8 protein-coding genes are annotated in these 11,788 nt (G+C 73.7%); 4 read left to right on the top strand and 4 right to left on the bottom strand.

Annotated features, from left to right (window positions below; genetic code table 11):
• Nucleotides 1–242: 242 nt before the first annotated feature.
• The 4 genes from LG634_RS36820 to LG634_RS36805 form a co-directional block, all read right to left on the bottom strand.
• The gene (locus LG634_RS36820) at nt 243–2,771 is read right to left on the bottom strand and encodes a dolichyl-phosphate beta-glucosyltransferase (RefSeq protein WP_372482564.1); all 2,529 of its coding nucleotides are present in this window, start codon (nt 2,769–2,771) and stop codon (nt 243–245) included.
• Entirely contained in the window at nt 2,768–3,448 is a 681-nt protein-coding gene (locus LG634_RS36815) for a GntR family transcriptional regulator (protein WP_226740816.1), read from the bottom strand. Before LG634_RS36815 ends, LG634_RS36820 begins: the two co-directional genes overlap by 4 nt.
• Before the next feature lie 92 nt (nt 3,449–3,540).
• Entirely contained in the window at nt 3,541–4,902 is a 1,362-nt protein-coding gene (locus tag LG634_RS36810) for an aspartate aminotransferase family protein (RefSeq protein ID WP_226740813.1), read from the bottom strand.
• 219 nt (nt 4,903–5,121) lie between these two features.
• Nucleotides 5,122–5,997, bottom strand: a complete 876-nt coding sequence (locus tag LG634_RS36805; RefSeq protein WP_226740811.1) for a hypothetical protein — start codon at nt 5,995–5,997, stop codon at nt 5,122–5,124.
• Nucleotides 5,998–6,257: 260 nt separating this feature from the next.
• Here LG634_RS36805 and LG634_RS36800 point away from each other — a divergent pair, with 260 nt between their 5' ends.
• The 4 genes from LG634_RS36800 to LG634_RS36785 all read left to right on the top strand — a co-directional run bounded on the left by LG634_RS36800 (nt 6,258) and on the right by LG634_RS36785 (nt 11,680).
• Nucleotides 6,258–8,321, top strand: a complete 2,064-nt coding sequence (locus tag LG634_RS36800; RefSeq protein ID WP_226740809.1) for a serine/threonine-protein kinase — start codon at nt 6,258–6,260, stop codon at nt 8,319–8,321.
• A 93-nt stretch (nt 8,322–8,414) separates the two neighbouring features.
• A complete protein-coding gene (locus tag LG634_RS36795) occupies nt 8,415–9,782 on the top strand; it encodes a sensor histidine kinase (protein WP_264204064.1) in 1,368 nt (455 codons plus the stop codon).
• Nucleotides 9,779–10,438 (top strand): response regulator, encoded by a 660-nt coding sequence (locus LG634_RS36790; RefSeq protein WP_226740806.1) that lies wholly within the window; start codon nt 9,779–9,781, stop codon nt 10,436–10,438. The genes LG634_RS36795 and LG634_RS36790 overlap by 4 nt, the downstream gene beginning before the upstream one ends.
• 39 nt (nt 10,439–10,477) lie before the next feature.
• Entirely contained in the window at nt 10,478–11,680 is a 1,203-nt protein-coding gene (locus LG634_RS36785; RefSeq protein ID WP_226740804.1) for a cytochrome P450, read from the top strand.
• Nucleotides 11,681–11,788: the final 108 nt, after the last annotated feature.

The raw sequence follows: 11,788 nt of genomic DNA, 5'->3' as shown, positions 1-11,788 counted from the left end.
CACAAACGCCGGCGAGGCTGAAAGGTGACCCCGGTCCTCAAACGCCGGACGGGCTGGAAGGTGCGGCGGCGGCGCCCGGACCTCGTGCCGAGGGCGTCGGCGGGGCTGGAAGGTGAGGCGGAAGCCAGTGCCCGCGCCGAGGACGCCGGCAAGGCTGGAGGGTGCCGCGGAGCCCCGCCCGGCGCCGCGAGCGCCGGACGGGCTGGGAGTTGCCGCGGAGCCCCCGAAGCCGGGCCCCGCCGTCAGGGGGTCAGGTAGCGCCAGATCCAGCAGTCGAGGACGTGTTCAGGTTCGCGGCCGAGGAGTTTGGTGACGGTCGCCTTCAGTTCGGCGGCGCGCGGCTCGCGGTCCGGGAGGACGAGGAGGCCCGCGCGCCACCAGTCGAAGTCGGCGCGGGCCTGGTCCTGCCAGCCCTCGTCGATCGCCGGGGGTTCGTTGCCGTTGCGGATGTCGCCCAGCATGTTGGACGTGTGGCGGGGGGTCGCACCGTAGATGCCGATGCGGTCCGGTCCCCACGGGCCGTTGAAGTAGCCGCCGGGGAGGCGGAAACCGAAGTCCTGGGTGGTCTGCCAGTGCAGGGCGTCGGCCGAACCGGGGTCGGGCACCGGGATCGGGACCAGGGAGCGGCCCTCGGGGAGCAGGTCCCGCCAGCGCCCCTCCGCGATGAACACCGGGACCGCGGGCCGGTCCCGCACCTCGAACGGCGTCGGCACGATCGGCAGCAGCGCCGCCGCCACCGCCGCGAAGCCCAGCAGCCGGTGCTTGCGCACCGGCACCGTACGGATCCGGTCCAGGCCCAGCGCCACCAGCATGCCCAGCGCCGGCGCGCACACCATGCCCACCCGGCCCTCGATGACCGACTCGAACAGCGGCTTGTCCGCCAGCAGCTTCCACGGTCCCGGCAGCACCACGTCCGTGCCCGGGATCCGGATCCGCTGCCCCAGCGACAGCCAGGCGGCCAGCACGATGGTGACGGTCAGCGCCCGGACCGACGTACGGCGCCAGAACGCCGCGGCGAACGCCGCGCACATGGCCAGCAGCGGCCAGCCGTAGAAGGCGTTCTGCTCGGTGCGGTTCAGGGCCAGCTTGTCGGCCTGCGCCTCGTCGCCGAACAGCGAGCGCTGCGCGTACTCGACGAACGCCCGCGGGCTGTTGCCCGCCGCGTCCCCGTGCAGCACCGACTTGTAGCTCTGCGGGCCGAAGAACTGCCACCACAGCGGGAACGCCACGATCGGCACCGACACCGCGGCCGCGATGCCCAGCCCGCGCAGCAGCGGCCTCCACACCTCGCGGGTCACGTCCGGCCGCAGCACCGCGTACGCGCCGGCGAAGGCGAGCATGCCGAGCGCGGCCAGCAGGAACGCCTCCTCGCCCAGGAAGACCTGGTACGCGGAGAACAGCCCGAGCACGATCCCGTCCCGGCGCACCCGCCGCTCCCGGCCGGGCGCGCACAGCCGCAGCGCCCGGTCGACGATCAGCGGGATCATGAAGAGGACGCAGAAGTTCGGGTGGGCGTTGGCGTGCGAGATCATCGGTGGCGCGAACGCCGCGAGCGCCCCGCCGACGGCCGCCGCCCACCGGCTGCGCACCAGCCAGCGCCGGATCAGCCAGTACCAGGCGAGCGCGGTCCCCGCGAGCCCGAAGGTGAGGACGATCGCCCAGGTCAGGGTGGGTCCGAAGGCCAGCGTGACGGGGGTGAGCGGCACGGACAGGCCGAGCATCACCGTGTTGCCCATCAGGTTGACCCCGTCGGGCATGCCCTGGAACGTCGTGAAGAGCGGATTGCGCAGGTGGGCGACGTTGTCCGCGGTGACCGCGAAGAACCACTCCCACTGGTTCTGGTCCGATCCGGAGTCCGCGAGGTAGCGGCGGTCCAGGTCCGCCCACAGGCCCTTGTAGAGCAGCAGGGCGCCCAGCAGGTACAGCGCGGCGACGGCGAGCGTGCCGGCGCGCAGCCGGGCCAGTTCGCCGAGGACCCGCAGGTAGTCGACGGGTTTGACCTTGGAGCCCTCCTGGTGCGACCAGCGGACCGGGACCTCCGCCACCGGCCAGCCCTGCCGGCGGAAGTAGCGCAGGATCTCCACGTCGATGCCCCAGCCGTCGAGCCGGGACGCGCCGAACGCGGCCCGCGCCCGGTCGCCCTCGAAGAGCTTGAAGCCGCACTGGGTGTCCCGGATGCCGGGCACGGCCACCGTGCGTATCAGGCGGTTCCCGGCCCGGCCGAGGAGTTCGCGCAGCCGGTTCTGGTGGCGGGTGATCTCGGAGTCGGGGTGCGCGCGGGAGCCGACGGCGGCCTCGACGGCCGCGGTGCCTGTCCCGGCTCCGGCTCCGGCGGGCTCGGTGAACGCCTTCTCCAGCCGTTCCAGCTCCTCGACCGGCGTCGCCAGGTCGGCGTCCATGACGAGCACCCGGCGGCCCGCGGAGGCCAGTACGCCCAGCCGCAGGGCGCTGCCCTTGCCGCGGTTGCGTTCGGAGGACACCAGCCGGATGCGGGGTTCGGCGGCGGCCGCGGCACGGACCACGTCCGCGGTGCCGTCGGTGGAGCCGTCGTCGACGACGATCAGCTCCCAGTCGCCGCGGCGGGTGCCGACGTGCCCGTCGAGGTAGGTGCGTACGGCGTCCAGGGTGGGCCCGATCCGGGCCTCCTCCTCGTACGCGGGGACCACGACGCTCAGCTCGACGGCGCCGAGCCAGGGCGCCGCAGAGGCGACTGCGTCCTCGGGGGACTCAGGGGCCTCGGAGGCCTCGGGGGTGGGTCCGGCGGTGGTCACTGGCCCTCCTGGGGAAGGGTGTCCGCCCAGTCCAGGCCGTGCTGGTTGTACTCGCGCACCAGGCGGCGGACCTCGTCGGCGTCGCCGCGGGTGACGGCGTCGACCAGGGCTCCGTGGCCGGTCCACAGGTCGTCGCGCAGGCCCGCTTCGCGCTTGAGGTAGGGCACGGTGAAGACCCAGCACTGCACGCGGATGCGGTGCAGGAACTCGGAGATGTACTCGTTGCCGACCAGGCCGCTCAGTTCCCGCCAGAAGCGCAGGTCGTAGCCGATCAGCACTTCGAGGGAGCCGCTTTCGGCGGCCCGGCGGGCCTCGTCGGCGCGGCGCCGCACGGAGACCAGGGCCTCGCTCGCGCCCGGGCCGGAGCCACGTTCGGCGAGCCGCCGGAAGATGCCGTCCACGATCAGGGAGCGGGCCTCGACCATGCCGCGGAAGTCGTCGACGCTGAAGACGCGGACCCGGAAGCCACGGTGCTGCACGGAGTCGAGGAGCCCCTGCGCGGAGAGGTCGACCAGCGCCTCGCGGACGGGCGTCGCGGAGACCCCGTACTGGTCGGCGATCTGCTTGACGGTGAACTCGGTGCCCGGCGGCAGGCGCCCGGCCAGCACCTCGTCCCGCAGCGCGTCCGCGATCTGCTGGCGAAGGGTGTTGCGGGTGACAGCTCCGCTGCCGGCCATGGGGTCCGTCTCCTTAGTAAGGCTTCGGACACCTTAGGCCAGGCGGGAGGGGGGAGGGCGGGCGCAAGCGGCCCGGCCTCCCCCTCCCCGGGTCAGCCGGAGGTGGTGTGGCGGTCGGCGACGAGGAGGGCCTCGTCGAGCAGGGCCAGGCCCTCCTTGGCCTCCGCCTCGGTGATGTTGCAGGCGGGCACCACGTGGGTGCGGTTCATGTTGACGAACGGCCACAGGCCGGACTTCTTGCAGGCCGCGGCGAACTCGGCCATCGGGGCGTTGTCGGCGCCGCCCGCGTTGTACGGGACCAGCGGCTCGCGGGTGGTCTTGTCCTTGACCAGCTCGACCGCCCAGAAGGTGCCGAGGCCGCGGACCTCGCCGACGCTCGGGTGCCGCTCGGCGATCTCGCGGAGGGCCGGGCCGATCACGTTCTCGCCCAGGTGGGCGGCGTGCTCGACGATGCCCTCCTCGGCCATCGTGTTGATCGTCGCCACGGCGGCGCCGCAGGCCAGCGGGTGGCCGGAGTAGGTCAGGCCGCCCGGGTAGGGGCGGGTGGCGAAGGTCTCGGCGATGGCGCCGGAGATCGCGACGCCGCCCAGCGGGACGTAGCCGCTGTTGACGCCCTTGGCGAAGGTGAGCAGGTCGGGGGTGACGTCCCAGTGCTCGGCGGCGAACCACTTGCCGGTGCGGCCGAAGCCGGCCATGACCTCGTCGAGGATGAAGACGATGCCGTAACGGTCGCAGAGCTCGCGGACGCCCTTGAGGTAGCCGGCCGGCGGGGTCATGATCCCGGCGGTGCCCGGCACGGTCTCCAGGATGATCGCCGCGACGGTCTGCGGGCCCTCGAAGGCGAGGGTGTCGGCGAGGTGCGCGAGGGCGCGCTCGCACTCCTGCTCCTCGGTCTCCGCGTGGAACGGCGAGCGGTAGAGGTACGGGCCCCAGAAGTGCACGGTGCCCGCGGACGCCGTGTCGGAGGGCCAGCGGCGCGGGTCGCCGGTCAGGTTGATCGCGGCCGCGGTGGCGCCGTGGTACGAGCGGTAGGTGGAGAGCACCTTCGCGCGGCCGGTGTGCAGCCGGGCCATGCGGACGGCGTTCTCGACGGCCTCGGCACCGCCGTTGGTGAAGAAGATCTTGTCGAGGTCGCCGGGGGTGCGCTCGGCGATCAGCCGGGCGGCCTCGGAGCGCGACTCCACTGCGAAGCCGGGGGCGAGGGTGCAGAGCTTGGCGGCCTGCTCCTGGATCGCGGCGACGACCTTGGGGTGCTGGTGCCCGATGTTGGTGTTGACCAGCTGGGACGAGAAGTCGAGGAAGCGGTTCCCGTCGTAGTCCCAGAAGTACGAGCCCTCCGCGCCGGCCACGGCGAGCGGGTCGATCAGGGCCTGGGCGGACCAGGAGTGGAACACGTGCGCGCGGTCGGCGGCCTTGACTGCCGCACCGGCCTGGGGATCGGGCTGAGGGGTCATGCGGCCAAGGCTAAAAGTCCACACAGTGGACACGACATCGGCATCCGGTAAGCCGCGGAGGGGGCCGCCTCGGCAGAGTGTCTGCCGGGGCGGCCCCCTCGGGGTGCTGCGGTGGGGTGCGGGTGGTGCGGTGTGATCGGGCCGGGTCAGTCGGCGATCACGAGTCGATCAGTGGACGATCGGGGCCGGCCGGGGGTGACCAGGGCCGAGCAGGGGTGATCAGGCGTGCTTCCAGACCGGGGCGGTCTGGTGGGCGAAGCCGTAGACGAAGTTGGAGAGGGTGCCGTTCGCGTTGAGGACGACGATCGTGTTGTCGTCCTGGAGGATCACGGACTTGCCCTTGGCGTAGTAGGTCCAGTTGCTCCAGGTGCCGCGCGAGGTCATCTGGACGCCGTACAGGCCGTCCTTCTTCACGAGGCGGACCTTGGTGCCGCCGGCGACCTTGTAGACGCCGAGCTTCGGGGAGGCGGTGGTGGCGCCGGTCCAGCTGTGGACCTCGCCGTCGACGGTGAGGCGGACGTAGCGCTGGCCGACCTTGCGGACGTCCTGGTAGGCGTTGGGGGCCGGGTTCAGGAAGCCGACGCGCTTGCCGTTCTCGACGATCTGGGCGCTGTAGTCCTGCGGGCCGGACTTGTAGGTCTTGACGGTCAGGCCGCCGACCTTGGTGGTGGAGTGCAGGCGGCCCGTGCTGATGCAGTCGGCGGGCAGCTTCGGGAACGCGGTCGCGGACCACGGGGTCGAGCCGCCCTGCGTGCGCTGCTTGAAGACGGGGGCCGCGGACAGCACGCCGTCGATCCGCAGGCCGGCCGCGAGGTCCAGCGGCTTGCTCTGGTCGACCGTGCTGATGACCTTGCCGCTCTCGTCGCGGAGCTGGGCCTTCGCGCCGGTGTGGGCGCTGTGGGTCAGCTTGACCGTCAGGCCGCCGAACACGGACGGGATGACCTTGCTCTTCACGCAGTTCTCGGCGACCACGAGGGACCGGGCCGGGGCAGCCTGCTCGACGGGGGAAGAGGCCGCGAAGGCCGTGGCGGGGGCCGCGATCGCCGCGCCGAAGAGGGCGAGGGCGGCGGTGGTGGCGCGGAGGGCGGTACGCATGACGACTCCTTGAAGCGTTGCTGTGGATGAAGGAGAGCCGTATGCCGTGGTCTCTTCCGGTGGAGGCCGTTGAGTTCGGGCTGCTGGCTGCAGAAAGAAAATTACTGATCTTGTACGTGTGGAATGGTCCGGTCCGCGTCACAGGCGTGTGACAGCGCGGAGCCGTGGCCTCCGGCTGCGGGTTGCGAGGTGGGCGCACTATTCTCGGCGCGTTCGGCCGGTTCCTGTCGGCCAGGCCCAGGGGGAGGGAACAGGCCGTCATGGAGCAGCTGTCATCGGGCGACCCGCAGCAGATCGGCGCGTACCGGCTCCTCGCCCGACTGGGCGCGGGCGGGATGGGCCGGGTGTTCCTGGCGCGGTCCGACCGGGGGCGGACCGTCGCCGTGAAGCTCGTGCGCGCGGACCTCGCGCAGCGGCCGGAGTTCCGGGCCCGGTTCCGGCAGGAGGTCGCGGCCGCGCGGCGGGTCGGCGGGCAGTGGACCGCGCCGGTGCTGGACGCCGACACCGAGGCGGACGTGCCGTGGCTGGCCACCGGGTACGTGGCCGGGCCCAGCCTGCAGTCCGTCGTGGCGAACAACTACGGGCCTCTGCCGGAGCGTTCGGTCAAGATCCTGGCCGCGGGCCTCGCGTACGCCCTGCGGGACATCCACGCGGCCGGGCTGATCCACCGCGACCTGAAGCCGTCGAACGTGCTGGTCACGCTCGACGGGCCGCGGGTCATCGACTTCGGGATCGCCCGGGCGCTGGAGCCGACGGAAGCCGAGGCCACCAGGGCCGTGTCACACACCCGCACCGGTGAACTGATCGGCTCGCCCGGCTTCATGGCGCCCGAGCAGCTGCGCGGCGATCCGGTGACCGCCGCCTGCGACGTCTTCTGCCTGGGGTCGGTGCTCGCGTACGCGGCGGGCGGGGTGCTGCCGTTCGGGGACGCGGACCGGGACGGCGGCGCGGCGGCGCTGCTGCTGCGGATCGCGGGCGCCGAACCGGACCTGTCCCGGGTGCCGGAGTCGCTGCGCGACCTGGTGCGCGAGTGCCTGCACAAGAACCCCGCGGCCCGGCCCACCCCGGCGGACGTCCTGGCCCGGGTGGGCGCGGGCGACACGGTGGCGGACGGCCGCGCGCTGGAACCGTGGCTGCCGGCGGCCCTGGTGGCCCAGCTGGGGCGGCACGCGGTGGAACTGCTGGACCGGGAGGATCCGCGGCCGGGGGGTGCGGGGGCGGAAGGTGCCGGTGGGGCCGGCGGCACTGGTGGGTCTGCCAAGGCTGGTGGGACCGGTGGGTCTGGGGCCGGCGGGGCTGCGGTGGCCGGTGGGGCTGCGGTGGCCGGGGCGCCCGTCGTGCCCGGGCAGCCGCCGATGCCGCCGGGACCGCCGGCCGGGGCCGGGGCCGGTGGGCCCAGGGCCGGGACCGGGACCGGGACCGGACAGGGTGGCGGGGGCGACCGGCCGACGCTCGTCGAGCCCGAGGGGGCGGGTGTGGCCGGGGGCGGCACGGCGCCGTTGGACGGGCCTGCGGGCGGATCGCCGTACGGGCAGGGTGCCGGACCGGTGGCCGGAGGCGTGGCCGGGGCGGGATCCCCGTACGGAAACGGCGCCGGGCCCGTGGCCGGGACCGTGGGCGGGCCGCCGTACGGGCAGGGCACCGTCCCCGTCGCCGGGCCCGTGGCCGGGGCCGGGGGTCCGTACGGGTACGGGGCCGGGCCGGCGGGCGGGGCTGCGTACGGCGCCGGGCAGGGCGGCGGCGGGTACGGGTTCGGGCCCGCGGCCGGTTACGAGCAGCAGCCGCTGCAGCGGCGGGCCGCGTCGGGCGCGTTCCTCGTGGTGCTGGCGCTGGTGGTGGCACTGGTCGCGGGCGGCTCGGTGTACGCGTTCATGAACTTCTCCGGAGAGAAGGGCGGCGGCGGTACGGCCGGGCCGACCGGCGGGGCCACGACCGACTCCAAGGGCGTCACCGACGAGCCGACCACGCCCGGGCCGAGCGACACCCCCACCACCCCGGCCGCCGACGGCCGGCTGCCGGCCGCGTACGCCGGGACGTGGACGAGCGACACCGGCTCCTGGGAGATCCGGCTGTCCGACGGCCGGGTCGGGGACACCGTCATGACCCTCACCGGCAGCGGCACCGACTACGTCTGCACCTGGACCGCGACCCTGCGCGCCGCGGGCCCGCCCGTGGAACTCGACCCCTCGCAGGTCACCTCCGGCGACCCGGCCCGCTGCACCCCCGGCCAGTGGAGCCGGCTGACCCTGCGCTCCGACGGCAGCCTGGAGCGCGAACTCGTCGGCAGCGGCAAGGCGCCGGTGGTCTACACGAAGTCCTCCTGACCGGCCCCGGCCCGGCCGTGGTCCGACCCCGGGGCGACCGGGGCCGGCCGCGTAGTACCTGAGGGGGACCCGGCAGGATCCGGCTCCGCGCCGATGTGGCGGGCGGGCCCGGCAGCCTACGGTTCTGACGTGACCGAGACGACCACCGGGGGCACCCGGACCCAGACACCGCCACCGACCGAGATCCGCATCGCGACCAGCGTGCTGGGCAGCTTCCGCAAGGACATGTGCACGGACGTGTTCGCGTTCCGCCCGCTGCCGCCCATGGCCACGGACGGACCGGTGGTCCGCAGGCTGCCCCGGCTGATACGCGCCCAGATGGAGTGGGCACCGCATGCCGCGGTGGTCCTGGCCGCGTTCCTCGTGGTCTGCCAGGGCTACCTGTACGGCCAGCACGGGCTGGGCCCGGTGGGCTGGGCCCTGACGGGGCTGCTGCCGGCCGGCGCGGTGCTCACCAGCCTGGTCCGGCCCGTCGGCGCATGGTGGGTGTCGGTCGTGGTGACCACCGTGCTGGCGGCCCTCACGGTGGACAGCTGGGGCTTCCCCTGGTCCATCTCGACCTTCACCGCGCACCTCGCGGTGATGGTGGTCGTCGCCGCCCGCACCAACCAGCGGGTGGCGGGCTGGATGTGGGTGCTGACGCTGCTGCTCGGCGTCCTGCTGGAGGTGTTCGGCAGCTCCGGCGAGGTGGTGAACACCCCCGCCATGGCCTTCTTCTCCGGCGTGGCCATGGCCGTGGCCACCGTGGTGCACATCAGGAACCAGGCCGCCCAGGAGGTGACCGCCCAGCAGGTGGTGACCGCCGTCGAGCGGGACAAGCGGACCCTGCTGGAGGAGCGGACCACCATCGCGCGGGAACTGCACGACGTGGTCGCGCACCACATGTCGGTGGTCGCCATCCAGGCGGAGGCCGCGCCCTACCGGGTGGAGAACCCGCCGCCGGAGCTGGAGGCCGCGTTCGCGACCATCCGGGAGAACGCGGTGGCCGCGCTGACGGAGCTGCGCCGGGTGCTGGGCGTCGTACGGTCCGCGGACTACGAGGCCCCGGAAGCCCCGCAGCCGACGCTGGCCACGCTGGACGGGCTGCTGGCGAACGTGCGGGAGGCCGGGCTGCCGGTGGACAAGACGGTGACGGGCGCGGTGCGCGAACTCCCCCAGGGCGTCGAACTCTCGGCGTACCGGATCGTCCAGGAGGCGCTGAGCAACGTCCTGCGGCACGCCCCGGGGGCCGCCGCGGCGGTGGAGGTGTCGTACGTTCTGGGCGGGCTCGGGCTGCGGGTCCACAACGAGGCGCCCACGGGCGACGTACGGCCCTCGCCGGGGGCCGGACACGGGATCACGGGCATGCGGGAGCGGGTGGCCATGCTGGAGGGCGAGATGACGACCGGGCCGACGGCGGACGGCGGGTACGAGGTCGCGGTGTTCATCCCGGTGCGCCGCTCCGGTGAGGACCCGGCATGACGATCAGGGTCCTGATCGTGGACGACCAGATGATGGTCCGCGAGGGCTTCTCGGTCCTGCTGAACGCGATGCCGGACATCGAGGTCGTCGGCGAGGCGGTCGACGGGCGGCAGGCCGTGGAGCGGGTGGCGGAGCTGCGGCCGGACGTGGTGCTGATGGACATCCGGATGCCGGTGCTGAACGGGCTGGAGGCCACCCGGGAGATCGTCGCCCGGGACGGCGGCGCGAAGGTGCTGGTGCTGACCACCTTCGACCTCGACGAGTACGTGTACCAGGCACTGCGGGCGGGGGCCTCCGGCTTCCTGCTGAAGGACGCCTCGGCGCGGCAGCTCGCGGACGGGGTGCGGGTGGTCGCCGCCGGGGAGGCGCTGCTCGCGCCGTCCGTGACGCGGCGGCTGATCACGGAGTTCTCGAAGCTGGCGGACGTGGCGCGGCCGGGCCCGCGGGCGTCGGTGGAGGAGCTGACGGACCGGGAGACGGAGGTGCTGGTGCTGATCGCGCACGGGCTGTCCAACGCGGAGATCGCGGAGCGGCTGGTGGTGGCGGAGTCCACGATCAAGACGCACGTGAGCCGCATCCTGGTGAAACTGGGGCTGCGGGACCGGACCCAGGCGGCGGTGTTCGCGTACGAGGCACGGCTGGTGACACCGACCTGAACCGGCCCGCGGCCGGCGGGGGTGGGCTAGCGTCGGTGCATGGACGGTGAAGTGGGGTCGGGGTTCGACCCGTGGTCGGCGGCGTTCGTGGCGGATCCGTATCCCGTCTACCGGGAGCTGCGCGAGCGCGGCCGGGTGCTGTGGTGCGAGGCGACCGGGCAGTGGCTGGTGCCGCACCACGCGGACGTCAGTGCGCTGCTGCGGGACCGGCGGCTGGGGCGGACGTATCTGCACCGGTTCACGCACGAGGAGTTCGGGCGGACCGCGCCGCCGCCGGAGCACGAGCTGTTCCACGTCCTGAACGGGAACGGGCTGCTGGATCTGGAGGAGCCGGACCACGGGCGGGTGCGGCGGCTGGTCTCGAAGGCGTTCACGCCGCGGACGGTGGAGCGGCTGGCGCCGGCCGTGCACCGGATGGCGGGCGAGCTGGCGGACCGGCTGGTCGCGGACGGCGGCGGCGACCTGCTGACGACGGTGGCCGAGCCGCTGCCGGTGGCGGTGATCGCCGAGCTGCTGGGGATCCCGGAATCGGACCGGGGGCTGCTGCGGCCGTGGTCGGCGGACATCTGCGGGATGTTCGAGCTGAAGCCGGACGAGGAGACGGCGGCGCGGGCGGTGCGGGCGTGCGTGGAGTTCGACGCGTACCTGCGCGGGCTGATCGCCGAACGGCGGCGGCGGCCCGGGGACGACCTGGTCTCGGGACTGGTCGAGGCGCGGCTGAGCGAGCAGGAGGTGGTGTCCACGTGTGTCCTCCTGCTCAATGCCGGGCACGAGGCGACGGTCAACACCACCGTCAACGGGTGGTGGACGCTGCTGCGGCATCCCGAGCAGCTGGCGTTGCTGCGGTCGTCGCCGGACGCGGTGTTGTCCACAGCTGTGGAAGAGCTGATGCGGTTCGACACGCCGTTGCAGATGTTCGAGCGGTGGGTGCTCGACGATGTCGAGATCGGCGGGACGGTGCTGCCGCGCGGGAGCGAGGTGGCGCTGCTGTTCGGCTCGGCGAACCGGGATCCTGCGCGGTTCCCCCGACCTGACGATCTCGACCTGCGGCGGGTGGACAACCCCCACATCACCTTCGGTGCGGGCATCCACTACTGCCTGGGGGCGCCGCTGGCGCGGCTGGAGCTCGTCGCGTCGTTCGGGGCGCTCCTCTCCCGCCCCTCGTTCCGCCTGGCGGCGGAGCCGCGCTGGAACGACGGCTACGTGATCCGCGGCCTCCGCGAACTCCTGATCGAGTACTGACCCCCTCCGGCGGTGCGGGGCGGAGCCCCGGGGGGGCGCCCCCCCCCCCCCCCCCCCCAAACCCCCCGGGCGGGGGGGGGCCCCCCGGGGGGGGCCGGCGGGGCCCAC

The sequence above is a fragment of the Streptomyces bambusae genome, assembly GCF_020532645.1.
GTDB lineage: Bacteria > Actinomycetota > Actinomycetes > Streptomycetales > Streptomycetaceae > Streptomyces > Streptomyces bambusae.
Note: the sequence above shows the minus strand (reverse complement) of the source record. Positions and strands in the feature narration are given on the sequence as shown.